Origin of the sequence: Aeromonas sp. 1HA1 (genome assembly GCF_029237385.1) — a bacterium.
Taxonomy (GTDB): domain Bacteria; phylum Pseudomonadota; class Gammaproteobacteria; order Enterobacterales; family Aeromonadaceae; genus Aeromonas; species Aeromonas popoffii.
Genome location: NZ_JAACGC010000039.1, coordinates 1 through 26240 on the forward strand (window position 1 = coordinate 1; position 26240 = coordinate 26240).

21 protein-coding genes, 2 tRNA genes and 3 pseudogenes are annotated in these 26240 nt (G+C 60.3%); 15 read left to right on the forward strand and 11 right to left on the reverse strand.

The genetic code is table 11. The annotated features are described in order from the left end of the window. The first annotated feature begins 43 nt into the window (after positions 1-43). From GWQ22_RS12955 to nadA, 3 genes are all read left to right on the forward strand, one after another. Positions 44-119: transfer RNA gene (locus tag GWQ22_RS12955), tRNA-Lys, on the forward strand. 16 nt (positions 120-135) lie between these two features. Then, a tRNA-Val gene (locus tag GWQ22_RS12960) sits at positions 136-211 on the forward strand. Positions 212-775: 564 nt separating this feature from the next. Beyond that, positions 776-1849, forward strand: a complete 1074-nt coding sequence (gene nadA / locus GWQ22_RS12965) for a quinolinate synthase NadA (protein WP_275930555.1) — start codon at positions 776-778, stop codon at positions 1847-1849. Between the two features lie 67 nt (positions 1850-1916). Here nadA and GWQ22_RS12970 read toward each other — a convergent pair whose 3' ends face one another. After that, positions 1917-2783: a D-hexose-6-phosphate mutarotase gene (locus tag GWQ22_RS12970; RefSeq protein WP_275930556.1), complete on the reverse strand. Its 867-nt coding sequence runs from the start codon at positions 2781-2783 to the stop codon at positions 1917-1919. 115 nt (positions 2784-2898) lie between these two features. Continuing rightward, positions 2899-3894, reverse strand: coding sequence for a type I glyceraldehyde-3-phosphate dehydrogenase (gap, locus tag GWQ22_RS12975; protein ID WP_042038563.1), 996 nt, complete (start codon positions 3892-3894; stop codon positions 2899-2901). Between the two features lie 346 nt (positions 3895-4240). On the opposite strand from gap, the gene malQ reads away from it, so the two are divergent. The 4 genes from malQ (at position 4241) to msrB (ending at position 11280) form a co-directional block, all read left to right on the forward strand. Further along, positions 4241-6430, forward strand: coding sequence for a 4-alpha-glucanotransferase (gene malQ / locus GWQ22_RS12980; protein ID WP_275930557.1), 2190 nt, complete (start codon positions 4241-4243; stop codon positions 6428-6430). An 82-nt stretch (positions 6431-6512) separates the two neighbouring features. Further along, complete coding sequence (gene glgB / locus GWQ22_RS12985; RefSeq protein WP_275930558.1) at positions 6513-8690, forward strand: 1,4-alpha-glucan branching protein GlgB; 2178 nt, start codon at positions 6513-6515, stop codon at positions 8688-8690. Beyond that, complete coding sequence (gene glgX, locus GWQ22_RS12990) at positions 8690-10837, forward strand: glycogen debranching protein GlgX (RefSeq protein ID WP_275930559.1); 2148 nt, start codon at positions 8690-8692, stop codon at positions 10835-10837. Before glgB ends, glgX begins: the two co-directional genes overlap by 1 nt. Positions 10838-10893: 56 nt before the next feature. Further along, positions 10894-11280, forward strand: coding sequence for a peptide-methionine (R)-S-oxide reductase MsrB (gene msrB, locus GWQ22_RS12995; RefSeq protein ID WP_042038556.1), 387 nt, complete (start codon positions 10894-10896; stop codon positions 11278-11280). A 77-nt stretch (positions 11281-11357) separates the two neighbouring features. Here the strand turns inward: msrB and chrA are convergent, their stop codons facing one another. The 3 genes and pseudogenes from chrA to GWQ22_RS13010 form a co-directional block, all read right to left on the reverse strand. Next, entirely contained in the window at positions 11358-12512 is a 1155-nt protein-coding gene (gene chrA / locus GWQ22_RS13000; protein ID WP_275930560.1) for a chromate efflux transporter, read from the reverse strand. A 122-nt stretch (positions 12513-12634) separates the two neighbouring features. Beyond that, positions 12635-13078, reverse strand: a complete 444-nt coding sequence (locus tag GWQ22_RS13005; protein WP_275930561.1) for an NUDIX hydrolase — start codon at positions 13076-13078, stop codon at positions 12635-12637. Between the two features lie 111 nt (positions 13079-13189). After that, positions 13190-13399, reverse strand: a pseudogene (locus tag GWQ22_RS13010) (NADP-dependent oxidoreductase); the annotation flags it as partial. A gap of 110 nt (positions 13400-13509) precedes the next feature. Between GWQ22_RS13010 and GWQ22_RS13015 the strand changes: the two are divergent. The 3 genes from GWQ22_RS13015 (at position 13510) to GWQ22_RS13025 (ending at position 14657) form a co-directional block, all read left to right on the forward strand. Continuing rightward, a complete protein-coding gene (locus GWQ22_RS13015) occupies positions 13510-13818 on the forward strand; it encodes a MarR family transcriptional regulator (protein ID WP_275930563.1) in 309 nt (102 codons plus the stop codon). Positions 13819-13970: 152 nt separating this feature from the next. Further along, entirely contained in the window at positions 13971-14219 is a 249-nt protein-coding gene (locus GWQ22_RS13020; RefSeq protein WP_108535377.1) for a hypothetical protein, read from the forward strand. A gap of 120 nt (positions 14220-14339) precedes the next feature. Next, positions 14340-14657: a hypothetical protein gene (locus tag GWQ22_RS13025; RefSeq protein ID WP_275930564.1), complete on the forward strand. Its 318-nt coding sequence runs from the start codon at positions 14340-14342 to the stop codon at positions 14655-14657. Positions 14658-14778: 121 nt separating this feature from the next. On the opposite strand, the gene GWQ22_RS13030 is transcribed toward GWQ22_RS13025, so the two are convergent. Next, complete coding sequence (locus tag GWQ22_RS13030; protein ID WP_275930565.1) at positions 14779-15255, reverse strand: Lrp/AsnC family transcriptional regulator; 477 nt, start codon at positions 15253-15255, stop codon at positions 14779-14781. A 309-nt stretch (positions 15256-15564) separates the two neighbouring features. Continuing rightward, positions 15565-16188 carry a metalloregulator ArsR/SmtB family transcription factor gene (locus GWQ22_RS13035; RefSeq protein WP_042038547.1) on the reverse strand — a complete coding sequence of 208 codons (624 nt, stop codon included), beginning with the start codon at positions 16186-16188 and terminating at the stop codon, positions 15565-15567. A 183-nt stretch (positions 16189-16371) separates the two neighbouring features. Between GWQ22_RS13035 and GWQ22_RS13040 the strand changes: the two genes are divergently transcribed. After that, entirely contained in the window at positions 16372-17616 is a 1245-nt protein-coding gene (locus tag GWQ22_RS13040) for an MFS transporter (RefSeq protein ID WP_275930566.1), read from the forward strand. 140 nt (positions 17617-17756) lie between these two features. Further along, a pseudogene (locus GWQ22_RS13045) lies at positions 17757-18578 on the forward strand (Cof-type HAD-IIB family hydrolase). A gap of 47 nt (positions 18579-18625) precedes the next feature. Here the strand turns inward: GWQ22_RS13045 and GWQ22_RS13050 are convergent. Continuing rightward, positions 18626-19189, reverse strand: a complete 564-nt coding sequence (locus tag GWQ22_RS13050; RefSeq protein WP_042038543.1) for a DUF2799 domain-containing protein — start codon at positions 19187-19189, stop codon at positions 18626-18628. Positions 19190-19382: 193 nt separating this feature from the next. Between GWQ22_RS13050 and GWQ22_RS13055 the strand changes: the two genes are divergently transcribed. Continuing rightward, positions 19383-20222 carry a 2OG-Fe(II) oxygenase family protein gene (locus GWQ22_RS13055; protein WP_275930567.1) on the forward strand — a complete coding sequence of 280 codons (840 nt, stop codon included), beginning with the start codon at positions 19383-19385 and terminating at the stop codon, positions 20220-20222. Between the two features lie 213 nt (positions 20223-20435). Further along, on the forward strand, positions 20436-21749 hold the full coding sequence (locus GWQ22_RS13060) for a sodium-dependent transporter (RefSeq protein ID WP_275930568.1): 1314 nt from the start codon (positions 20436-20438) through the stop codon (positions 21747-21749). Here GWQ22_RS13060 and GWQ22_RS13065 read toward each other — a convergent pair. Next, positions 21711-22478 (reverse strand): transporter substrate-binding domain-containing protein, encoded by a 768-nt coding sequence (locus GWQ22_RS13065; RefSeq protein WP_275930569.1) that lies wholly within the window; start codon positions 22476-22478, stop codon positions 21711-21713. The genes GWQ22_RS13060 and GWQ22_RS13065 overlap by 39 nt on opposite strands. A 434-nt stretch (positions 22479-22912) precedes the next feature. Between GWQ22_RS13065 and GWQ22_RS13070 the strand changes: the two genes are divergently transcribed. Then, positions 22913-24226 carry a sodium-dependent transporter gene (locus tag GWQ22_RS13070; RefSeq protein WP_212512791.1) on the forward strand — a complete coding sequence of 438 codons (1314 nt, stop codon included), beginning with the start codon at positions 22913-22915 and terminating at the stop codon, positions 24224-24226. Between the two features lie 49 nt (positions 24227-24275). On the opposite strand, the gene GWQ22_RS13075 is transcribed toward GWQ22_RS13070, so the two are convergent. Together GWQ22_RS13075 and GWQ22_RS13080 are read right to left on the reverse strand one after the other, a co-directional pair. Further along, positions 24276-25901: a hypothetical protein gene (locus GWQ22_RS13075; RefSeq protein ID WP_275930570.1), complete on the reverse strand. Its 1626-nt coding sequence runs from the start codon at positions 25899-25901 to the stop codon at positions 24276-24278. A 112-nt stretch (positions 25902-26013) separates the two neighbouring features. Further along, positions 26014-26121, reverse strand: a pseudogene (locus GWQ22_RS13080) (DUF3142 domain-containing protein); the annotation flags it as partial. Between the last annotated feature and the right edge of the window lie 119 nt (positions 26122-26240).

The following is a 26240-nucleotide window of genomic DNA, read 5'->3' on the forward strand; positions in this document are numbered from 1 at the left end:
GATCCCAGTAACGACCACCAGTTTGTAAAAAAATGATTTAGATGGGTCGTTAGCTCAGTCGGTAGAGCAGTTGACTTTTAATCAATTGGTCGCTGGTTCGAATCCAGCACGACCCACCATCATTTCAGAATCCCAGGTCGTTTAGCTCAGCTGGGAGAGCACCTCCCTTACAAGGAGGGGGTCACTGGTTCGATCCCAGTAACGACCACCAGATCGAAAAGCCCGCAACGATGCGGGCTTTTTTTATGGTTGTTGCTCATCAGATTGTCAGACGATCCAGCTGGGTTGCCTGGGCGGTTGCGGCCTGCGCCAGCTCCTCGCTCAGGCGATGGCTGGCACCCAGGGGCGGCGGCATCCCCCATGCGCATCAGGCAGGCTCTGGTTGATGGTATCGCTGACGGTACTCGGCTCCTTGGCCGCCTGGCGACCAGGTTGATGTGAGCGTGGATCCGCTGGATCTGTGCCACCGCCCGGTTGAGTGCCTCGAAGGAGTGCTCTGTGCCCTCGACCGTACTGGCCGAGCGGGTGATGCCGGTGCTCATCTACTGCTGGTTGCCCTGCACCATGCCGCCCAGCTGATCAGGAAGAGTCCCATGGTGAGCAACCGTTTGGTGTTGAGCGGGCGTTGTTTCATTCGAAAACTCCTTTTGGCAAGAATGACAACGAATCACGTGAGGGTATCTGGACACTTGCGTATCACCGGATTTGTTGATGGGTTTGTGGCCAGCTTCTGGTTATAATTTTTGCCTTTCCGAGCCTTGATGGAACAGTCGCAATGAGCAATGCACTGAGCAGTATCCCTCCGGTGGTCGAGATGGACTACCCGTTCCCGGTCAAACCGGCCCCGCTGACCGCCGAGCAGAAAATGACCCTGATCGCAGACATCAAGGCACTGCTTGAAGCGCGCCAGGCTGTGCTGGTTGCCCACTACTACACGGATCCCGAGATCCAGGCGCTGGCCGAGGCCACTGGTGGTTTCGTCGGTGACTCCCTCGAGATGGCCCGTTTTGGCCGGGATCACGCCGCCCAGACCCTGATCGTGGCCGGGGTGCGTTTCATGGGGGAGACCTCCAAGATCCTGAGCCCGCACAAGCGGGTGCTGATGCCGACCCTGGAGGCCGAGTGTTCCCTCGATCTGGGCTGCCCCAGCGATAAATTCTCGGCCTTCTGCGATGCCCACCCCGACCACATAGTGGTGGTTTATGCCAATACCTCGGCTGCGGTGAAGGCGCGGGCAGACTGGGTGGTGACCTCCAGCATTGCGCTTGAGATAGTCGAACACCTCGACAGCCAGGGTCACAAGATCATCTGGGGCCCGGACAGGCACCTCGGCGCCTATATCGAGAAGAAGACGGGCGCCCAGATGCTGCGCTGGCAGGGCCACTGCATCGTCCATGACGAGTTCAAGGCCCGAGCCCTGCGCGAGCTCAAGGAGCAGAACCCGGATGCGGCTGTGCTGGTGCATCCGGAATCTCCGGCCTCGGTCATCGAGTTGGCCGATGCGGTGGGCTCCACCAGTCAACTGATCAAGGCGGCCAAAGAACTGCCTCAGCAGAAGCTGATCGTGGCGACCGATCGCGGCATCTTCTACAAGATGCAGCAGGCTTGTCCGGACAAGGAGATGGTCGAGGCGCCGACCGGTGGCGATGGTGCCACCTGCCGCAGCTGCGCCCACTGTCCCTGGATGGCAATGAACGGTCTGGTGGCGATCAAGGAGGCGTTGACCGATGGCGCCGAGCGTCACGAGATCCTGGTGGATGAAGCCCTGCGGGTGAGGGCATTGCTCCCGCTGGATCGCATGCTCGATTTTGCCGCCGAGCTCAGGCTCAAGACTCAGGGTAACGCCTGACAAGAGTGGCATGACATGCAAAGAGGGCACCCGCGGGTGCCCTCTTTTGTTATGAGTGCCGTGAAGATCAGAGGATCACGGTAGAGAGGCTGTGCTCCTCATCCGGTGCTATGACTACGCCAGCCTCGGCCGTGATGGCTGCTTCGACGCAGAGCATGGTGCGGTAGCCGTCGTTGCTCATGTCAGCCATGGCGGTGGCACCTTCCTGCCAGGGGGTCCAGACCACAATGCTGTCGTGGTTGCCGCTGACCACCTGAGTAGTGCGATCGCCATCCTCAACCCGGATCATGGCCTCGGGTTGGTGGTAGACCCGATCAATGGCCTCTGTGAGTGTCAGCGCACCCTGCTGCTGCGCATCCTGGCCGGTCAGCATGTCTGCATAAGGCTCACCCAGTCCAATCACGCTGACGGCTTCCGGGGCGCCAATCTGCAGATAGGTGTGCAGGGCGGCATTGTAGGCGATGGGGGCCTTGCCCGTGTTGCGGGTCGTCAGTACCAGCGAGAGCTCCTTGCCGACCAGGACGTCCAGTTCCAACTCGAAGGGGTGGGGCCAGAGGGTACGGGTCGCGTTGTTGCCACGCAGAGAGAGATGGACGAGCGTGCCATCGCCGTGATCAGAGACACCGTCCAGGGTCCAGAGGCTGGTGCGGGCGAAGCCGTGGGACGGTTTGCCGCTGCCGACACGGGCGGGGGCCGGGCCGAACCAGGGCCAGCAGATTGGAACGCCACCGCGGATGGGCTTGCTGCCGTCCAGCACTGCCTTGTCGCTGAGCCAGAGCGAGGCGGGTTCGCCGTGGCGCTGGTAGTGCAGCACCTGGGCACCAAATAGGCTGATCTCGGCCTTTGCATCGCCATTGTCGATGGAGAGCAGGGGCAGGCCAGCGGCATTGTGGCTGAGGATACAGTGGGCAGTCAGAGAGCGTGTCGGTTGCATGAGGACTCCTGTGCTCGCGCACATTCAGAAGAGAGGGTCGGAAAATCCACGGTCCAGAATACAAAAAAGCGGCCAATGGCCGCCTTTTTCAAGCTACTTGATTGCGCATCCCAAATTACTTGGAGATGTGAGCGATCAGGTCCAGAACCTTGCTGGAGTAGCCCATTTCGTTGTCGTACCAGGATACAACTTTAACGAACTTGTCGTTCAGAGCGATACCGGCTTTGGCATCGAACACGGAAGTCTGACGCTCGCCCAGGAAGTCAGTGGAGACCACTTGATCTTCGGTGTAGCCCAGCACGCCCTTCATGGAACCTTCAGAGGCTGCTTTCATGGCTGCGCAGATTTCAGCGTAGGTAGCCGCTTTCTTCAGGTTGACGGTCAGGTCAACAACGGATACGTCCGGAGTCGGTACGCGGAAAGCCATGCCGGTCAGTTTGCCGTTCAGTTCCGGGATAACAACGCCAACAGCTTTGGCAGCACCGGTAGAGGACGGGATGATGTTCTGAGCCGCACCGCGGCCACCGCGCCAGTCTTTGGCAGACGGACCATCAACGGTCTTCTGGGTAGCAGTGGTAGCGTGGACAGTGGTCATCAGGCCGGATTCGATACCGAAGGTATCGTTCAGAACCTTGGCGATCGGGGCCAGGCAGTTGGTGGTGCAGGAAGCGTTGGAAACGATGTCCTGACCAGCGTAGGTCGCGTCGTTAACACCCATGACGAACATAGGGGTGGCGTCTTTGGACGGGCCAGTCAGAACAACTTTCTTGGCGCCGGCAGCGATGTGCTTGCGAGCAGTCGCGTCGTCCAGGAACAGACCGGTGGCTTCGGCAACAACGTCAACACCGATGGCATCCCACTTCAGGTTTGCCGGGTCACGTTCAGCGGTAACACGTACGGTTTTGCCGTTGACAACCAGGTTGCCGTCTTTGACTTCAACGGTGCCTTTGAAGCGGCCGTGAGTGGAGTCGTACTTCAGCATGTAAGCCATGTAGTCAACGTCGATCAGGTCGTTGATACCAACCACTTCGATGTCAGTACGCTCAGCGGCCAGACGGAAGACGAAACGGCCGATGCGGCCAAAACCGTTAATACCTACTTTGATAGTCATATTTGGTTACCTAACTGTTCAGTAGTCAAAGAAAATTCCGTTTGTAAATTTACTAGAACTCCCCCATGAGTCAACCAACATTCTGTCTGAAATTGCGCTAAATCATGAAAAACTGTGAAATTTATTTTCGGTTTATGTAACTGACTACCAACTTTTGTCGAAAATGTCATCGGTTGGTTCGCGTCACAGAGATCAACAATAGTGCCTGTTCGGTCACACAACCAGCTAGGCAGATGTGTAAAAATGTGCGCGGTTCAGCATGGCCAAAGAGCCATTGTTCAAGTACCACCCATAAAAAATTAATCAAAATAGTATAGATAGAATCCACAGCGGGAATTCTCAAACTATGACCACCCTGATTGAACATCTGGCTGCCGCCAAAGGCATTGCCAGTGAGTATGTTGACGCCTGGGGCCACTCGGCCCAGGTATCCGAAGAGAGCAAGGCCGCCATGCTGGGCGCAATGGGTTATCGCGTCGATGACGAAGTAGCCCTGACGCAGCAGCTGGAGCAGGAGCATCGCCAGCATTGGCTGCGCGCGCTGGATCCCGTGATGGTGGTTCGCAGCGGTGAGCCCATTACCCTCGACGTACGCTTGCCCATCGATTTCGTCAATGACGCCCTCAGCTGGCAGCTTGCGCTGGAGCAGGGGACTGTGTTGTCCGGCCAAATCACCCCCATCGAGGGTGAGCTGGTAGGCGTCGCAGAATTCGAAGAGATGGAGTGCCAGGCCTATCGTGTGGCGTTGAATGTGCAGCCTGAACTGGGTTATCACCAGCTGACCCTGCTGGAGGAGGGCAACGATGAGCCGCTCGCCAGCATGCGTCTCATCGTCGCGCCCAAATCCTGTTACAAGCAGGCTCCCATCGCCGCTGGCCGCAAAGTGTGGGGCCCGAGCGTGCAGCTCTACTGCCTGCGCAGCCGCCACAACTGGGGCATAGGCGATTTCAGCGATCTCGGCCAGCTGGTCGAGAAAGCCGCAGCCTGGGGAGCCCACTTCGTCGGCCTGAACCCCATTCATGCCCTCTATCCTGCCAACCCTGAGAGTGCCAGCCCTTACAGCCCCTCGTCCCGTCGCTGGCTCAATGTGGCCTACATCAACGTGGAGGTGGTGCCCGAGTTTTTGGCCAACGATCATCTCAAGGCTGAGGTAGCCAACCCGGCGTTCCAGCAGCACCTAAGTGAGCTGCGCGCCAAGAGCAACGTGGATTACACCGGCGTCATCGAGACCAAGATCGGTATGCTGCGCAAAGTGTTTGACCAGACAAAGCCTGGCCAAGCGCGACAAACTGCATTCGAAAAGTTTGTTATCGCCGGTGGCGACAGCCTGCAACAGCAGGCGGCCTTTGATGCCCTGCAGGCCTACTTCTATGGCAAGGGCGAAAACGCCTGGGGCTGGCCGGTATGGCCCGATGCGTACCGCGATTACCACAACCCCGAGGTGGCTACCTGGGTCGCCGCGCACCAGCAGGACGTGAACTTCTATCTCTACCTGCAGTTCCTGGCCGATGAGCAGTTGGCGCACGCCGATGCCCGCGCCAAGGCCGCCGGTATGGTGATGGGGATCTATCGGGATCTGGCGGTCGGGGTCTCTGAAGGCTCCACCGAGATCTGGGCCAACCGGGATCTCTACTGCCCGAAAGCCTCTGTCGGGGCGCCACCCGATATCCTGGGTCCGCTCGGCCAAAACTGGGGCCTGCCCCCCATGAACCCGAACCAGTTGTTCGAGGCGGGCTATCAGCCCATGGTGGATCTGTTCCGCGCCAACATGCGCTCCTGCGGCGCGCTGCGCATCGATCACGTGATGGCCTTGCTGCGCCTGTGGTGGGTGCCGCCCGGAGAGTCCGCCGCCAAGGGGGCTTACATCTACTATCCGGTCAACGATCTGTTGGGGATCCTGGCGCTCGAATCCCACCGCAATCAGTGCCTGCTGATTGGTGAAGATTTGGGCACTGTGCCCGAAGGCATAGATGTCACGCTGAAAGAGAACGGCGTTCACTCCTACAAGGTGTTCTTCTTCGAGCGATCCAAGGTCGATGGGGGCTTCATTTCCCCTGCTCACTACACCGAGCAGGCGATGTCGGCCCTGACCACTCACGACATGCCGACCCTCAAGGGCTTCTGGCATTGCGACGATCTGGCGCTGGGCCGCGAGCTGAAATTGTATCCGGATGAAGACGTGCTCAAGACCCTGTATGCTGATCGCCATCAGGCAAAACAGCGGATCCTCGACAGCCTGCACGCTCATGGCGTCATCTCTGACAACGTCAGTCAAGACGTGAACTGGGTTGGCATGAACACAGAACTCAACCATGGGCTGCAACTGCATATGTCCCGCGGCAGCTGCGCCCTGTTCAGTACCCAGCTGGAAGACTGGCTGGAGATGGACAAACCGGTCAACGTGCCGGGTACCAGTTATCAATACCCCAACTGGCGTCGCAAGCTGTCCACCGATCTGGAGGATATTTTTGCCAATGAAGCGCTCAAGGCGCTGGCAGGCAAGATGAGCCAGGCCCGTGATGAGGCCAGTCGTTGAGCCACTGCCGACAAAACGTGACTCACTTACATCCGCTTCGGCCCTGGCCGGAGCGGATGTTCAGCTATGAAAGGAAATCTCGATGCTCGTTGAACGTTTGGTTGCTGCCCGCTGCGCCGATCCCTTCTCTCATTTAGGCCTGCAGACCAACCCGGATGGGCCAGGCCTCAAATTGACTGTCTGGTTACCGGATGCCCTCGAGATGCGCGTCAGGGATCTCAAGTCGGGCAAAATCGTTGCCACCTTGGCACCCTCCGATGAATCGGGCCTTTTTGAAACTGTTTTCACCCGCCGTAAAAATCCCTTTCCCTATCAGTTGATCGCCGACTATGCCGATGCCAAAGCCGAATTTGTCGACCCCTACCAGTGTCAGGATGCAGGTTGGGCCGGTCTGGCAGAACTGACCTCCCAGCCGGACAACATCTACCACACGCTCGGTGCGCAACTGCGCACCGTGGAGCACCTTGGCGTGCAGGTGGAAGGGGTGCGCTTTGCCGTCTATGCGCCGAGCGCCACCGCCGTGAGCCTGATCGGTGATTTCAACTTCTGGGACGGTCGTCGTCACCCCATGCAGCGCAGCCAGTGTGGTCACTGGGTGCTGTTCGTGCCGGGCCTCAAGGCGGGGGATCGCTACAAGTTCGAGCTCAAAGATCCCATGGGCAATCGGCTGCCCCACAAGAGCGACCCGGTCGGTTTCTACTGCGAGCAGTACCCGTCGTTCGCCTCCGTGGTCTACGACCACGAGCAGTACCAGTGGCAGGATGCTGCCTGGCGCGAGAGTCAGCAGAATGACAAGCGGGATCAGCCGCTCTCCATTTACGAGCTGCACGTCGGCTCCTGGAAGCGCCACCCCAACGGTGACAGCTTGAGCTGGCGCGAGCTGGCGGTGGATCTGGTCGCCTACATCAAAGAGATGGAGTACACCCACATCGAGCTGCTGCCGGTCTCCGAGCATCCGTTCAGCGGCTCCTGGGGCTATCAGCCGGTGGGCATGTTCTCCCCCACCAGCCGCTACGGCAGCGCCGACGACTTCAAATATTTCGTCGATCAGTGCCACCAGGCTGGCATCGGCGTCATCCTGGACTGGGTGCCTGCCCACTTTCCGTCCGATGCCCACGGTCTGGCCCGTTTCGACGGCACCCCGCTCTATGAGTACGAAGATCCGCGCCGTGGCTGGCACCCGGACTGGAACTCCTACATTTACGATTTCGGCCGAAATACGGTGCGCCAGTTCCTGGTGGCGAGCGCCCTGTTCTGGCTCGACAAGTTCCACATCGATGGCCTGCGGGTGGATGCGGTCGCCTCCATGCTCTATCTGGACTATTCGCGCAATGCGGGCGAGTGGGTGCCGAACGTTGACGGCGGCAACCACAACTACGAGGCGATAAGCCTCTTGAAGTGGACCAACGAAGAGGTGTACGGCAAGTATCCCCACGCCATGACCATCGCCGAGGAGTCCACCGCCTTTGCCGGCGTCTCCCGCCCGACCTTCCTCGGTGGCCTCGGTTTTGGCTTCAAGTGGAATATGGGCTGGATGCACGACACCCTCACCTATATGCAAAAAGAGCCTATTCACCGTCGCTACCACCACAACGACATGACCTTCTCCATGGTGTATCACTATGACGAGAACTTCATCCTGTCGCTCTCCCACGACGAGGTGGTGCACGGCAAGCACTCCATGCTCTACAAGATGCCGGGCGACGAGTGGCAGCAAGCCGCCAACCTGCGCGCCTACATGGGCTTCATGTATGCCCACCCGGGCAAGAAGCTCAACTTCATGGGCACCGAGATCGCCCAGAGCAACGAGTGGAACCACGATGCCCAGCTGCCGTGGCACCTGCTGCAGTACCCCAAGCACGATGGCCAGCAGCGGTTGATCCGCGATCTCAACCACCTTTACCGTCATGAGCCTGCCTTGTATCAGGCCGATTATGAGCAAGTCGGCTTCCGCTGGCTGGATCACAACGATGCCGACAACAGCATTTTTGCCTGGCTGCGGGCCGACAAGCAGGGGGCCGATCCGGTCATGGTGACCTGCAACTTCACCCCTGTGCCGCGTATCGCCTATCGACTCGGGGTGCCGGCCGCGGGCCGCTATCGCGTGGTGCTCAATACCGACAGCGAGCATTATTGGGGCAGCAACTATGATGTGGGTCTGGCCTTCGTCGCCGAGCCGACTCCCTGGCAGGGAATGGGGCACAGCATAGTGCTGGATCTGCCGCCGCTCGCGACCTTGTTCATCAAACAGGAGTCTTGATGTTTGCAATGGAAAAGGGGCAGGACCACCCGCTGGGTGCGCTGCTCGATGAGACAGGTTGTCACTTCTGTGTGTGGGCCCCGCAATCGGACAAGGTGGAGCTCTGCCTGTTCGACGAACAGGAGCAGGAGCTGGCCCGGCTGGCGCTGCCCGGCCGTCGGGGTCAGTACCGCTTCGGCTATGTGCGCGGCGTCAAGGCCGGTCAGCGTTACGGCTATCGGGTGCATGGCACGCCCCAGGAGGGGATGCTGTTCGATCCGCAGAAGCTGCTGATCGACCCCTACGCCAAGGCGCTCAGCCGGGCGACCCATTGGGACGACAAGCTGTATGAGGGCGACAGTGCAGAGATGATTGCCAAGTCGGTGGTGGTGGATGACGCCTTCGACTGGCAGGGGATTGGCAAGCCCGGGATCCCATCAGAGCGCACCGTCATCTACGAAACCCATGTCAAGGGCTTCACCCGCCAGCATCAGGGGGTGCCGAGCGAGCTGCGCGGCACCTACCTCGGCATCTGTCATCCGTTGATCCTCGAGCACATGAAGAGCCTCGGTATCACCTCGGTGCAGCTGATGCCGGTGGCGGCTTTTATGTCGGAACCCCGACTGGAGCAATTGGGACTGACCAACTACTGGGGCTACAACCCCATCGCCTTCTTCGCCCCGGAGCCGCGTTACAGCACCAAGGCAGACGAGGCGGTGACCGAGTTCAAGACCATGGTGCGTGAGCTGCACCGGGCCGGGCTCGAGGTGATACTGGACGTGGTCTACAACCACACAGCCGAATCCGGCTCCGATGGCCCCATGCTCTCATTCAAGGGGTTCGACAACGCGGGTTACTACGCCTTCGAGACGGGTGCCCACGGACCCGAATATGGCCGTCACGCCAATGTCACCGGCTGTGGCAACAGCGTCAACCTGGATCACCCCAACAGCTTGCGGCTGGTGCTGGATGCCCTGCGCTATTGGGTGACCGAGATGCAAGTGGACGGTTTCCGCTTCGATCTGGCGGTGACCCTGGCGCGGGAAGCGGGGGAGTTTGATCCCATGGGGGTCTTCTTCAAGGCCATGATGGCGGATCCCGTGCTGGCGCGAGTCAAGCTCATCGCCGAGCCCTGGGATATTGGGCCGTTTGGCTATCGGCTTGGCCAGTTTCCGAGCCAGTGGCTGGAGATCAACGACCGCTATCGCGACACGGTACGCGCCTTCTGGCGCGGTGATGCTGGCAAGATGGGGGATTTCGCCACCCGGCTGGTGGGATCGCGGGATCTCTTCCCCAAGAGCTGGCGTGCGCCCCACACCAGCGTCAACTATCTCTGCTATCACGATGGCTTCACCCTGGAGGATCTGGTCTCCTACAACCAGCGCCACAACCAGGCCAACGGAGAGGACAACCGGGACGGTCATGGCAACAACCTCTCCAACAACCACGGGGTGGAGGGGCCGACTCTGGACCCGCGGGTCAACAACTTGCGCCAGCAGCAGAAGCGCAATCTGATCGCCACCTTGCTGCTCTCTCAGGGCACGCCGCACTTCCTGGCCGGGGACGAGATGGGGCGCAGCCAGCTGGGCAACAACAACGCCTACTGTCAGGACAACCAGATCAGCTGGGTCAACTGGCAATGGCGGCCGGAAGACGAGCGGTTGTTCGCCTTCACCCAGCAGATGATGGCACTGCGGGCAGAATCGACAGTCTTCTCCAATCTGCAATTGAGTGATGACAGCTGGAACGGAACGCCCACCCATTGCCATCAGGTCAACTGGTATCACCCGGATGGCCATCAGCTCACCGATCAGGATTGGCACGCTCCCATGGGGCAGGCATTTGCCATGGATATCGGCATGCAGCTGTGCGAGGGGGAGCGCTGGTACGTGCTGTTCAACGCCAGCGATTACGATATCCAGTTCCGCCTGCCGCCGCCGGGGGAGGGGTTGGAGTGGATCCAGACCATAGACACGGCCACTAACGACGGCCTGCCCTTCCTGCCCGATGACATCAAGCGTCAGGTGGCGGTGGGCCGCGCCCACTCCCTCAAGTTGCTGGAGCGGGTCGCCCTGACGGCGGTGGCGCTGGCCGAAGAGGGGGTCGTTGCCGTGCCGGATGTTGCTGTCGTGTTGTCAACGGGATCACAGTTCCCGCTGGCGGGGTAGAGCAAAGCGGCCTGACTGGCTATGCTGGGCGCCGTGATAAATGGCAAGGAGTCGGTATGAGCAACAACAATTCTGAGCAGTGGCGCAACAAGCTGAGTGCGGAGCAGTTTCGTGTCTGCTGGGAGAAGGGCACCGAGCAGCCCTACAGCGGCGCCCTGCTCCACAACCGCAAGAGTGGTGACTATCTCTGCGTCTGCTGCAAGAGCGTGCTGTTTCACTCAGGAGCCAAGTTTGACTCCGGCTGTGGCTGGCCTTCGTTCGATCGGGCCATCGAGGGCACAGTGACCTACACAGAGGACAGAAGCCACGGCATGAAGCGGGTGGAGATCACTTGTAGCCAGTGCGGATCCCACCTGGGGCACGTCTTTCCCGACGGGCCGACCGAGACCGGGCAGCGTTACTGCGTCAACAGTCTGAGTCTGGATTTCGATCCCGAGGCCTGAGCGACCAGTTTGAACATGAAAAACGGCGCCCCATCACGGAGGCGCCGTTTTTTATGGTGCATCACCCACAATCTGACTCAGGCCAGCAGCATGGCGGCCCCCACCAGCAGTGCGGCAATGGCCAGAATGGGCAGCTTCAATATTCGCAACAGATAGAAGCCGACGGCGGCCAGCGCCAGATCGGTCGGCACCTGTACCGCGCTCTGCCACACCGGTTGATAGAGAGCCGCCAACAGCAAGCCCACCACGGCGGCGTTGATGCCGATCACGGCCCCTGCCAACCGGGGGCGGGCCAGCCAGCCCTGCCAGCAAGGCCCCAGGGCCCACAACAGCAAAAAGCCGGGCAGGAACAGCGCCAGGGTCGCCAGCAGGGCTCCTGCCAGCGGCGTGGTTGGTAGCAGCTGAGCGCCGAGATAGGTGGCCAGGGTGAACATGGGGCCGGGCACCAGCTGGGCCAGACTGTAGCCAGTCAGAAACTGCTGCTCGTTGAGGGTGTGGCCCACGCTCTCTTGCAGCAAAGGCAGCACCACGTGGCCGCCGCCAAACACCAGGCTACCCGCCCGGTAGAAGTCGGCGACCAGCTGGCTGGCGGGGCCAGTGGCCAGCAGCGGCAGGCCGACAAACAGCAGGGCAAACAGCAGCAGGGTGGGCCAATGGGGCTGGCGCATCGATAATGGCTGAGCAGGCGAGGGCTGTGGGCCTTGGGCTTGCGGCTCCCCGACGCGGGCACAGAGCAGGGCGGCGCCGAGCAAGAGGCCGAGCTGGGTCAAGAGCCCGGGTTGCCACCAGAGCGCAGCGGCTGTTGCCACCATGATCCCCTGGGCCAGCGCCGTCTTGCAGAACTGACGACTCATGGTGAGCACAGCATCCGCGACCACCACTAACGCCAGCAACTTGAGGCCGTGCAGGGCGGCATCCAGCCAGAGGTTGGCCGTTAGTTGTCCCACCCCGATGGCGGCGGCCATCAACAGCAGGAAGGAGGGAAGGGTAAAGCCGAGAAAGGCGGCCAGTGCCCCGCCCAAGCCTGCCTTGTGGCGGCCGATGGCGAAGCCGAGCTGGCTGGAAGCTGGACCTGGCAGCAACTGACACAACGCCAGCAACTGGGCGAATTCGGCCTGACTCAGCCAGCCCAGCCGTTCGACGAAGGTGCGCTGGAAATAACCGATATGGGCGGCGGGCCCGCCGAAGCTGACACAGCCCAACCACAGAAATTGAATGAATACCTGCCCCACCTGTTCACCTCCTCGTTGTCTTCATAGACCCGGTTGGGATGATATGACAAAGCGGTGACTTTTTTATGACAAATCGGGGGTGGCTGGCAAAGAGCTGCGTACTGCCAGTCAGCAGGCAATGGTCACTCTGTCGGCTGGCCTGGTTGAGGCAGGTAGCAACGGTCGGCCAGCCAGCAGGCGATTGATTGGCGGCTGGCATCGAAGTGGGGCTCTGGCAGGTCGCGGGGATCGCACCAGACCCAGCCTTCGCATTTTTCCGGCTCCAGCAGTTGCGGCTCCCCTTCCACCCGGGCCAGCAGGGTGACCGAGATGTAGTGCAGCCCGCTCTCGCGCCAGGTCTCCAGGTTGTTGGTGACGGCGATGACGCTGGGATTGTTGATCCTGAACCCCGTCTCCTCGGCCACTTCCCGGATCGCCGCCGATTCGAAGCTCTCACCCAGCTCCAGATGGCCGCCGGCGATGGACCAGTAGGGGGCATGGCTGCCCTTGCGCTTGCCAAGCAACACCTGGCCCTGGCTGTTGGTCAAGATAACGCCGACACCGACGCGGGGATAGGGAGTAGACATAAGAAAAGCTCCTTGCTGAAACGGCGTATTGCACCATAAAAACGGGCCCACCTTAGGGCGGCTGGGCCCGTCATGCAAGTCGCCTGCGGCGTGATGGTTCAGTCCGGTGACTCAGTCCCGCTGGACCCACATTTTGCCGGTGTGACATCCCTCGAACAGACCGAGGAAGGCCTGCGGCATGCTGGCCAGCCCCTGATAGAGAGTCGCTTCAGCCTGGCGTGATCCGGTGTCGACGGCCGGGGACACCTCGGCCAGAAACTCGCCGTAGCGCTGCCAGTGTTCGAATACGATGAGCCCCCGCATGGTGAGGCGTTGGCGGATAAATTCAGGCCAATCCTGAATGTGGAGACTGGCAACTGTTTTGCGTGCAAATTATTCGGTCCCCAATTTTACTGGGGTATACTGGCCCCACTTGTCAGCGAGGTGCCCCCATGAGTGAATTGAAAAAACAGGTCTGTTTTGCCCTCTACAGTGCCTCCAATGCCGTGATGCGCGCCTACCGGCCACTGCTGGACCGGCTGGATCTCACCTATACCCAGTACCTGGTGATGCTGTCGCTGTGGGCACGAGATGAGGTCAGTCTCAAGGAGATTGGCCAGGAGACTGGGCTGGATGCGGGGACCCTGACCCCTATCGTCAAGCGGCTGGAGAGCAAGGGCTGGTTGACTCGCACCATCTCCTGCGAGGATGAGCGGCAAAAATGCATCGGTCTGACCGAGGCAGGGCGCCAGTTGCAGTAGGAGGTCAAAGAGTGCTGTCTGGCGGACAACTTGCGCAATCAGGTGGATTTAGCCGATGCTGAGCTGGCTCAGCTCAAGCAGCTCTGCGATCGTATCTCTGCGCAACTGGGGCGCTGAGTGCGGCCAACCCATACAGTCTGAGGACCTACCCCATGAAAATTCTGTTGCCCCTGTTTACCCTGTTGCTGACAGCCTGTAGTTCCGGCCCCGATACGCCCTTGATGGAGATAGACGATGATGCCTGGCAGGCGATCTGCAAGGACGGTACCCAGGTCCAGGCCCTGGTCGAAGAGGGGATCTGCGCGGAGCATGGCGGAGTGGCCAGTTGGACGAATCAGCCAAGAGGTGGACGGATAGTAGATGATGCCGCCAATCCGTGTGATCCAGACGCCATAAAATGACACCATTGGCCAGCTGACCAGGTTTTTCGCGATCTCGCCTGCACTTTGTCATCTTATTCATGGTGCACTCAGTTTTCTCTTCCCATACTGGCCCCACAGTTCCAAAAGAGGAGAGACAAGATGCAAACATCCTTGGTCGGGCTCTCCATTCTGTGGGGGCTATCCAGTTTTGGTGTTCAGGGGGATTTCATCGAGAGCCGAGATTCCGTAGCGCCATCCTGGCAAGCTGAGTCCAGAGTGGAGATGGAAGGTTATCTGATCGAGCCGCTGGGCGAAGACCGCTGGCTGTTCGACAACGGCAGCGAGAGTCTGCTGGTCTCTCTGCCCCAGGGGCGGAGGGTACCCACTGGCGAGCGGTTGCGGGTGAGCGGTGAGCCCCAGCAGGAGCAGGCAGGCTGGCTGCTGCAGGTGCAGGATGTCAGCCAGGTTGCGGTCTGACAGACGTGCCATCCAGCAAGCAAAAATGAAAAAGAGGAGGCCCTGAGCCTCCTCTTTTTGTTATCGTTTTTGTCGTGATGGCAGAGAGAGTACCGCTCTGCCATCACGGCCGCTGGCGACCCTACCCCATATGATTGAGCGGCAGCGCCGTCTTGTGCTTGATGCGACGCAGTACGAAGCTGGAGCGCACCCCGGTCACGCCCGGAATGTGGGTCAGCTTGTCCAGCAGGAAGTGCTGGTAGTGTTCCATGTCCCGCACCACCACCTTGAGCTGGTAGTCGGCGTCGTTGCCGGTAATGAGGTCGCACTCGAGCACCTCGGGCAGCGCCTTGATTGCCTTGTCGAAATTCTCGAACCGCTCCGGGGTGTGTCTGTCCATGGAGATATGGATATAAGCGGTGAGGGTAAGCCCCAACTGGCGCGCGTTGAGCAGGGTAACGTGGGTATCGATGAGACCGGCATCCTCCAGCGCCTTGACCCGGCGGGAGCAGGGGGAGGGGGAGAGCCCGACCAGCTCGGCCAGCTCCAGGTTGCTGATGCGGCCATTTTCCTGCATCAACTCCAGAATATGCCTGTCTATGCGATCAAGTTTCAGCATTCTCCGTTCCTCGTTGCAATTACTAATTCACTTTTCCTAGATTAAGGGTGAACTATTGCAAAAACAACTGAAAATACATGCTACTTCGCAACCACTCACCGCGCAGGGAGGGATACTATGGTTACATCTTCCGGTGGCAAAGCAGATACCTGACCGGGTCTCTGTGGTGAAGGACCTTACCGGGTCACCAACCCCATCAGCCGTCCGACCTTATCGGGAAACGACGGGCTGGAACGAGAGCACCCCCTCCCCCGAAGGCAACAAAGCAGGCATCCCGGCGCCTGCTTTGTTGTTTCTGGCATTTGGCGATCAAGGGCTCGGCGGCGTGATGCGGTAGAGACAGCGGTGATCCCCGTCCAGCAGGTATTGCTCCCGCTCCACCCCGGCGGGCGCCAGCAGTTGGCGAAACAGCGCCAATTCGCTGCGACAGAAACCGCGGCACGCACGCGCCGCCGCGCAGATCGGGCAGTGGCTCTCCCATAGCAGCCAGCTGCCATCCTCCTCTTGGCGCATGTCCGCCATATAGCCCTCTCGCGTGCGCTGCTCTTTCAGGGCGGCCAGCCTGTCAGCCAGCGCTGGCTGGGTCAGCTGTGCCTGATAACGGCCCAGCTGTTGCTGCTCCCGCTGCTGGATCAGCCGCTCCATGCCCACTTCGCCAAACAGCTGCTGGATATTGTCGATAAGCTGCAGCGTCAGATCGCTGTGGCTATCGGGGAAGCGCTGCCAGGCCTGCTCGGTCAGATGCCACAAGCGCACCGGACGGCCACGGCCGCGCGCCTCATCACGAAATCCCACCCAGCCCTCGGATGCCAGCGCGGTCAGATGCTGGCGGGCGCCCATGGAGGTCATCTGTAATTGCTCGCCCAGCGTGGCGGCGCTCTGGGGCCCGTGACTCTTGAGCAGGAACAGGATCTTGTCGGTGCTGGCGTTCATTGAGGGCTTCCCGTTATCGACAGGTACGCCAAGGATCCGGGGTATCGCAAGAGGATCTGGTCAGTACGAAGGTTCATGGGGCCATTATGGCTAGCCGCTGCATTTAAATCTACTATTCACTTTACTTAATGATGCGCCTTGCTCAGTATAAATAAACAAATAACTTTATTTAATGGGGCTGACATGGAAGGGATCAAGGGACAGGCGACCCTCTGGGTATTGGTGATGACGGTGACGCTGGCGCTGGCGGTGGCGGGTTTCAGCCTGCCCTCGCCCGTGCTGGCGCCACTGATGCTGGATCCGGCGCAGGGTATGCTGACACCAGAGGCGTCTGACTGGAGTCGCAAGGTGTGGCTGGGTGTCATTATGGGGCTTTATCCGCTGTTTCAGCTGGTGGGATCCCCCTGGCTGGGACGGCTTTCCGATCGCCACGGCCGCAAGCCGATCCTGACAGTCTGTCTGGTTGGCGTGCTGGTCGGGTATGCCCTGATGGCGCTCGGGATCGTCTGGCGATCCCTGCCACTCTTGCTGCTGAGTCGGGTGGTAGAGGGATTCTTCAATGGCAACATCGCCATCGTGCAGGCCATGGCGGCAGATATGAGCAGTAGCCAGACCAAGACCCGTAACTTCGCCTGGATCAACATCGGCATGAATCTGGGCTGGGTAGTAGGACCGATGATAGGAGGTTATGCGGCCGTGGTATCGGGGGATTACAGCCTGGCCGCCTGGTTGGCGGTGGCGATGACCCTGTTCAACCTGCTGCTGGTGCTCTGGTTGTTGCCCAATAAGGCCCCGGTTGCCCCCAGCCAGCAGGCGCCATCGCTCTCTTCCCGTCAGCTCTTGCTGCAACCGGCGCTGCTGCCCTACTTCATGCTGACCCTGCTCAGCTACGGGTCGGTGCAGCTCTATTTCACCTACTTCAACGTCTGGCTGGTGGATCGGCTGGCCTGGGATCCGGCCCAGTTGGCGCAGGCCTCGGTGCTGGTGAGCCTACCTATGATGGCGGGCTCCTGGCTCGGTGCCCGGTTCGCTCGCCATTGGCGCGGCAGCTCCCTCGGGATCGTCGGTCATCTGGTGATGGCGGCGGGCATGTTGCTCTTTATCCTGCCCAGCCACTGGTGGGGGCTGGCGCTCACCTTCATCCCGGCCGGCATCGGCATGAGCCTGGGGGAGCTGGCCACTTCGGTGGCGGTCTCCAACCGTAGCCACCCCGAGCAGCAGGGGCAGGCGATGGGGCTCTATCGCGGGTTGGCGGTGGTCGGCTCAATCCTGGCGGTCGTGGTGGGCAGCCTGGCATTGCTGGTGGGTACCGAGTGGCCCTTCTATCTGGCCGCGATCTCTGGCCTGCTCTGTGCCCTCGGTTTCTACGGTCTGCGCAAACAGGCTGATCGACGCCAGCGTCTGGCGAGCTGTGTCGAGCCGGGTTGAGGAGCCGTGGACGCGAGGGACTTGCCGTGTGCCCCAGTCAGATCACAGTTCGGCGATCCGCTATCGGGCAAGGCTTGCATCGGGGCGCCGGGTCTGGGACGGTAAGGCTCTTTGCTGATTTGTTTGAGGCTGGAGGAGCTATGAGTGAGTACAAGGCCATCGCGCTGGATATGGATGGCACCCTGCTGACTCGGGATCACCAGATCTCGTCGGCAACCCGGGCTGCACTGGCGCAAGCTCGCGCCCACGGCATCAAGGTGCTGCTTGTGACGGGGCGCCACTTTATGACGGCACGCCCCTTCCACCACGAGCTGGCCCTCGATACCCCCATCATCTGTAGCAATGGCGCTTATCTCTATGATCCGGCGCAGGATCGGATCCTGGCGGGCGATCCACTGGCCGTCGCGCCGCTCACCGCACTGCTGAGAGAGGTTGAGGCGCAGCAGATGGGGGCCCTGTTTCACCTGAGCGACGGGATCGGCTACCTGGGTTGCGAGGATCACGTGACCCGAATACGCCACTGGTCGGCCAATCAGCCGGATCATCTCAAGATCTCCCTGCTGCCTGCGGACGATCTGGCGAGCTGGCTGAAGTACCCGATCTGGAAGCTGGAGTTGTTCAATCAGGATCCTGCCCGCCTGCACACCTTTATGGGCGAGGTGGTCGAGCAGATGCCCTTTACCCGCGACTAGGCGGCCCCCTATGCGGTGGAGCTGGTGCAACCTGGTTGCAGCAAGGGCAACCGGCTGGCCCGGTGGGCGGCGAGCGAGGGGATAAGGATGGAAAACGTGGTGGCGTTTGGGGATAACAACAACGACATCAGCATGTTCGAGCAGGTGGGGCTGGCGGTCGCCATGGGCAATGCCGCCCCCCATGTCCAGGCCCATGCCGACCTGGTGACCGCCGATCACAACGAGGACGGCATAGCGCTGGCGTTGCAGCGCTGGGTCTTGCCGGCGTAAAGGTCAAGCCGGGCCGGCGCGGCGAACCGTGGCCGAGCCCGCTTGCATTAATTGCCGAAGGAGAACTGGATAACCCGATCCGGGAAACGGATCCGGTTATAGTCGCGGCGCAGCCCCTCGTAATGGCGGATGGCGCGTTCGCGCTGGGCCCGGTAGTAGTCGCGCTGCTTGCTGTCGTTCTCATTGCGGATCTGCCGATCCAGCTGTTCGATATCCCGCTCTGTCCGCTCCATGTCGCTCTTGATCTCGCTGAGCTGCTTCTCCAGCTGGTACTCCTTGCGACCGCGATCGTACTGGGTGAGGAAGCTGGCATCGTTGGGGCAGACCCCCAGATACTCGGCGCCGGACTTGCCTTTGCTGTAAGCGAGCTCGGGAATGCAGTAGAGCTCCAGCCCCTTGGCATAACCCCGCTTCCACTCGGCTTCATCCACCTTGAGGCCATACTCGCCACAGGTCGACACATAGTCACGGGTCGCCTGACGGGTCTTGCCCTGTTCCCCATCCTGATAGCCCAGGTTGTACCAGCTCATGGCACGGCACTCCTCTTCCGACAGCGAGCTGCAACCGGCGAGCAGGAAAGGCAAGGTCAGCAACAGGATTTTGGGGGACATAAACGGGCTCCGGTATGGATGATGGGGGCATTCTAGTGAGGAAGCAGGGTCAGGACAAGGGGTGGGGACGGGTCTTGGTTGACGCCGTTTTATGATGTTTTTGTCACTATTGGTGACGGGCTGGGGCTCACTTTCCTTGTGGTCATGGGCAAGGTAAACTGCGCCACCTTTTAACTGGCCTGTAACAAAAATAATGAAAGTCCTGACCGTCGATTACCGCTCGCCCGATGCGGCGCAGCGCTTCACCGAATCCCTGCGCACCACCGGCTTTGGCGTGCTGACCAATCACCCCATCCCCAAAGAGCTGGTGCAGTCCATCTATGACCACTGGTATCGCTTCTTCATGAGCGAGCAGAAGCAGGATTTCCTGTTCAATCGCGAGACCCAGGATGGCTACTTCCCACCCTCGGTCTCCGAGGTGGCCAAGGGCCATAGCCAGAAGGACATCAAGGAGTACTTCCACCTCTACCCCTGGGGCCAGATGCCGGCAGCACTCAGGGAGCAGGCGATGGAGTACTATCACCTTGCCAACAACCTGGCCGCCGAGCTGCTGGGCTGGGTGGAACAATACACACCGGTTGATATCGCCGCCCACTACAGCTGTCCGCTCTCCTCCATGATCGAAGAGAGCCAGAAGACCCTGCTGCGGGTGCTGCACTACCCGCCGTTCGACGGCACCGAGGCACCGGGCGCCATCCGCGCCGCCGCCCACGAAGACATCAACCTGCTGACCATATTGCCCGCCGCCAATGAGCCGGGCCTGCAGGTGAAGGGAGCTGATGGTGAGTGGATGGATGTGCCGTGTGATTTTGGCACCCTGATCATCAACATAGGTGACATGTTGCAAGAGGCCTCTCGTGGCTACTACCCCTCCACGACCCATCGCGTCATCAACCCCACCGGCGGCAGCGCCAGCAAGTCCCGCATCTCGCTGCCACTGTTCCTTCACCCGAGGCCGGACGTGGTGCTCTCCGAGCGACACACCGCCCACAGCTACCTGATGGAGCGGCTGCGGGAGCTGGGGGTAATCTAGGCCCAAAACGCACACTCATGACAGTCAACACCGGAGCAAACACGCTCCGGTTTTTATTTGTTGGCACGATAGCGCGTTAAATAGAATTTAATTAGGTATTAATGCCAATAAATCGTGTTTTAGCCCGATAAGCGGCGTTGTGATTGCGGGGCCCTGACCGTACTCTGGGTGCCATTTCGGGCCCAGGTTGTGGGCACCTGTATTGGAGTTCTTATGAAGCAGTCCCAATGGTCATCCCGGCTCGGTTATATCCTGGCCGCCGCAGGCTCCGCCGTCGGTCTCGGCGCTATCTGGAAGTTTCCCTACGTGACGGCTGCCAACGGTGGCGGTGCCTTCTTGCTGGTCTTCTTGCTGTTCAGCTTCACCCTGGGGGTGGCCGTACTGATGGGGGAGACACTGCTTGGCAGCCTGAGCCGGCGCGGTGTGGTGGGGGCCTTCGGGGCGCTGATGGGCAAGCGCTGGCGCTGGGTCGGGGCCATGGGGCTGCTCAGTAGCCTGCTCATCTTCAGCTTCTACAGCGTGGTGGGTGGCTGGACCCTGGGTTACACCGGCATGGCGCTGGCGGGTAGTTTGCAGCACGGAGACGGCGCGGCACTGACTGCCCGCTTCAACGACTATGTCGGTGATCCGCTCTGGCCCGTGCTGACCCACCTGCTGTTTGCCGCCCTCACCTGGTGGTTCGTGCAGGGCGGCGTGCAGCAGGGGGTGGAGCGCACCCTGCGCTGGATGATGCCGGCCCTGTTCATCATGATACTGCTGCTGGTGGCCTTCGGCCTCACCCTGCCCAATGCCATGGCCGGGGTGCGCCACTTCCTGATGCCGGACTTCAGCAAACTCGGCATGTCCGGGGTGCTCGATGCCATGGGGTTGGCCTTTTTCTCCCTCTCCATCGGGCTCGGTATTCACACCACCTATGGTGCCTACTTGCCTTCCAGCGACGGGGTTGGCCGTTCCAGCCTCTGGGTGGTGCTGCTGGCGAGTCTCATCGCCGTGCTGGCGGGCTTGATGATATTCCCCGTATTGGCGGCGACCGGCATAGATCCCGCTGCGGGCCCGGGCCTCACCTTCATGACCATGCCGGCGGTGTTCCAGAAGTTGCCATTCGGCCAGGGGCTGGCGGTGATCTTCTTCTCCCTGCTGGTGGTGGCTGCGCTCTCCTCTGCCATCTCGCTGTTGGAGCATCTGCAGTGCTTCCTCTGCGAGAGCTTTGGCTGGTCACGCCGTGCGGCCTGCGGCCTGATCATCGCGCTGGTGATGGTGAACGGTATTCCCGTCAGCCTGTCGTTCGGCCCCTGGGCGGATGTGACCCTGTTTGGCAAGAACATCTTCGAGCTGCTGGATTTTGTCACCTCCAACCTGATGATGCCCATGTTCGGGCTGGCGCTTACCCTGTTGCTGGGCTGGAAACTGGGTCAGCAGGCGTTGCCCCGGGGATTGGCACAACACTGGCGTATCCTAGTGATGGGTTGCTGGCGCTGGCTGGCACCGTTACTGATCGGCGGGATCCTGCTGCGCGGCTTGATATGAGGTTCGATCTTGATGGGGGGGGAGCGAGCCCTTCCCACTTTTCAACCTGACTCTGTCGAGCGCGGACTGCCAACGGGCGATGACTGCATCATCCTGATCCCTGGAAAAGGCGAGATAGAGCCATGATTCGTGAAGCACTACACCTGAGTTTGTCACGATGCGATGTGATAACCCTCGCTGTTCCAAGGTGGCATCCAGCACCATTTCGCCGACTGGAAATGCATCAATTTTGCCCAGTACCAAGCGCTGCAAGGCTTCGTCCACGGTTTGGTAGCGCACCAGATTGGTATATCCCTCGCGGGTGAGTCGTTCGTCATCGGCATTACCCAGCACAACCCCGACCCTTGGCAAGTGACGCAAGCCGTCGAGGCTCTTCAGTTTGTGTCTGGGTGACGGGGGTTGATAGATGATCACTTTATTCAGAAACAGTGGCCCTACCCATTTAAAGAGGGGCTCTCTCTCGGGTGCCCAATGGGTGACAAACAGCGCATATCCTGGCTCAAGCCTGGTCAGTGCCAGGGCCCGTTTGAAGGGATAAATCCGGATGGGATATGTTTCTCCCAGTTCATCTTGTATTTGCTGGATCAGGCGAACGGCGACCCCATCGAGCTGGCCATCATGGTGGTAAGTAAAGGGCACGAGTTCATGGCTGAGCAGGGTCAGCGAGGGTTGTGCCGACAGTGTCAGGCTGAGGCTGAGGAGTGTTCCGATGAGCAGCGTTCGTTTCATGCACTGTCCTGTTGCATAGGCTGAATCAAGTGGCCGAACCAGGCGATCTGCCTGATCGGTGACGGGAGGTCACTGACGCATCAAGATTAAACCAAAGGGCTGGTCACAGGGGCATTATCATGGTCAATCGGGAGCCCGTGATTGATGAATATAGGTTTTTCAATGGAAGTTGAAAATTTTTACTTCTCATTGTGTCAATTTTTCTTTCCATAGTTTAGGCTGTGGCTCCTTTTTGGCGTTCAGGCCATCCTACTCATGTCATCCGTTTTCGCGCTGTCAGGCCGATTTTTCCGCTCGCAGGAGAGGTGACCTTGTACGTGCAGTTTGTCTGAATGTTCATTGCAAGGGTCGCCGACAGGCGGCCTTTTTTGTGGTTGCCCGTTTGATGTTTACCCATGGAGTATCGATTTGATGTTGCGTTCCCCGGAGGTTGTATGAGCCAGGTTCAGTGGTCTTCCCGTCTTGGTCATGTGTTGGCTGCGGCCGGCACGGCGATCGGTCTTGGCGCCATCTGGAAGTTTCCCTATGTGACGGCCACCAATGGCGGTGGCGCCTTCCTGCTGGTGTTCCTGTTGTTCAGCTTCACCCTGGGGGTGGCCGTGCTGGTGGGGGAAACCCTGCTCGGCAGCCGTAGCCAGCGCGGGGTGCTCGGCGCCTTCAACAAGCTGGTTGGACCGAACTGGCGCTGGATGGGCTACATGGGGATATTGTGCGGCTTCTTCATCTACAGCTTCTACAGTGTGGTCGGCGGCTGGACCGTGGGTTACGCGGCGCTTGCTGTGATGGGCAAGCTCAACCTGAGTGAGGGCAGTGCCCTCACCGCCCTGTTCAACGGCTACGTCAGCGATCCCTGGTGGCCCGTGCTGACCCATCTGGTGTTCGCCGGGCTCACCTGGTGGTTCGTTCAGGGTGGCATTCAGAAGGGGATAGAGCGGGCGTTGCGCTGGATGATGCCGACCCTCTTCATCATGATGTTGCTGCTGGTGGGGGTGGGGCTCTCCATGCCCGGCTCCATGGTCGGGGTACGCCAACTGCTGCTGCCTGATTTTTCCATGCTGACCGGCCAGAGTGTACTGGATGCGCTGGGGCTGGCTTTCTTCTCTCTCTCCATCGGTCTTGGCGTGCACACCACTTATGGCGCCTACCTGCCCAACAGCCAAGGTGTGCTGCGCTCCGGGGTCTGGGTGGTGACGCTGGCAAGCCTCATCTCTGTGCTGGCGGGGTTGATGATCTTCCCGGCGCTGGCCTCGACCGGCATAGATCCTGCCGCAGGTCCCGGTCTCACCTTCATGACCATGCCCGCGGTGTTCAACCATCTGCCGTTTGGCCAGGGACTGGGGGTGGTGTTCTTCCTGTTGTTGCTGGTGGCGGCGCTCTCTTCCTCCATCTCCATGCTGGAGCATCTGGTGCGCTTCACCACCGAGGAGTGGGGCTGGTCCCGCCGTGGCGCCAGCCGGCTGCTGACTTTGCTCATCATGGCCTCCGGCATTCCAGTCAGCCTGTCGTTCGGCCCCTGGAGCGAGCTGACTCTGTTTGGCAAGACCCTCTTCGACTTGCTCGACTACCTCACCTCCAACCTGATGATGCCGCTGTTCGGCCTGGTGCTGACCCTGCTGCTGGGCTGGCGACTGGGGGACAGCATATTGCCCGCCGGCCTGTCGCCCGTATTGCGCTTCGGTCTGCTCTGGTGCTGGCGACTGGTGGCGCCGCTGTTGATCGCCGGGATCCTGGTACGGGGTCTGCTGTAAATTGTGCTCTGCCTGGGGGGCTGATAGCAAGGCCCAGCCTGTGCCGGGCTTAGTTGGGGGGAGTGGCGGGCAATTGGGGGTTCAGGTGTGACCTGATCTGCTTCAGCGTCTTCTGGTACAACTCTGCATGGTGTTCCATGAAGGAGGTGCTATGGGTCAGACGCCGCTCCAGGCGGTCAACCAGCAGTGCCACCTTGGGGGCTGGCATGCCGGCGGGCCAGCACAGTTGCAGCAACTCCAGCAGTTGCCAGGCATCGCCGGGCAGCGCCGGAAACTCCTCCTGCAGGATCAAGGCATACTGCACCGCGAGCTGATGCTGGTCGGCCACAATCGCTCTTTGCCGCTCCTGGCGCAGATAGGTCAGGCGCTGTTCACGGCGCTCCAGTTGCAGCATCTGGTCGGTGACCACCTGCTTGAACAGCTGCTGGATCAGGGGGGCCGGGGCCACCTTGGCCTCATATTGGCTGAGCTGTTTCAGGTAGCGCTGGGCGTGGTGGGGCAGGCCTGAGAATTGGCTGACGGCAAAACCGAGCAGCTGGTTGAGATGGTTGTCCCGTGCTGTCTCCGGCGGGTGTCTGGCCAGCAACACCAGGGCTTCGTCGAAGCGGTAATCCAGACTCAGCATCAGGGCCTTCAGCAAGGCATTCTCATGGGCGCGTAGGGCCACGGCATGACTGAGGTACTGATACTCCTGCTGCAGTGCGCTGATCCGGGCGGCCGTGGGGTAGTGCCAGATCACGGCCAGGCTGGCGTTCAGAATGAAATTCTCGATAGATATCCGGAGTTTGTGTTCAGAAAAGAAGCGCAAACTGATGCCGTTGGCCTGCTCAAGCGCCTTCCCCTCGTCTTTGAGTAGCAGGGCCAGCAGGATAGCGGCCTGGCGCCACTCGGGCTGCCTGGGTTGCTCGTGCAGCAGCTGGTTGAGCACCTCCCAGGCAGATTCCCACTTTGACTCGTGCAGCAGGCAGGCCAGCTTCAGCTCCAACTGTATGCTAGGCGGCAGCCGCTCCTGATAGCGGGCCAGATCCTTGTGCGCGCTCTCCAGCTTGTTCAATCCCAGCAGTGAGTGGATCAGTCCCTTGCGCGGCCACCAGGCGTCGTATTCCTTGGTGCACATGGCATAGTGCTGGGTGGCGTGGAAGTGATTCTGCTGCTGCAGCAACATGTAACCCTTGACCCTGTCCAGCAGCGGGCCCAGCCCTTTGTGCTGCTGTTGCTGATAGAGCAGGTCTTCACACAGGGTGCAGCCGATATGCCACTCTCTCAGCTTCATCGGGGCCGGTAGGGGACGGGTCAGCCGGGTCAGCAGCACGAAATCGCGCAGGCAGAGCGTCAACTGCTCTGTGGTGAAGGGCATGGGCAGGTGCAACGGGAAGTAGAGATCTGAAGGGGGATACTGGAGCAGATCATCATCCTCATCCAGCAACAGCAGCACGCAGCCCGGTTCGAGCAAGCCCAGATAGTGCGCCTCTTGCAGCAAGCGGATCCCTTCATGAGCCTGATGGTGATATTGGCGGCAGATGATGGCATCGAACGACTGCTGACGCAGCAGGGTGGGCAGGGTGGCGAGCTCCTTGCAGTGGATCAGTTGGGATGGCGTAATACCGTGCTCATTCAGCCCCTTGTAGAGGACTGAGCTGAGCATGGCATCGTCTTCGATCAACAGGATCTGCATCTTTGGCACTCCTTCGCGGGATCACATTACGAAGAAGTATGGTACGCGGATGGATTCAAAGAGATCTAGTTTTTATCGCCCAGCCACGATCCTGGGTCAATCTCTCCTCCGGTCAAGATCGCGGAGGATTGATGAGAAAGACCACAGCTCCCCCATAGGCGGGCGTCTGTGCCAATTTCGTTTCCCAGGCGGGATCCCACTCTCCCCCCTGGGCCAGTCCACAGCTCGCCCACCGGCAGCTTGCTCGGCGCTATGCCCTGCCCCTGAAAACGCAGGGGCAGGGCCGGATCCAGAGGGCCTGTGCCCAGTGCGGGGGCATAGGCCACCACAGCGCCATAG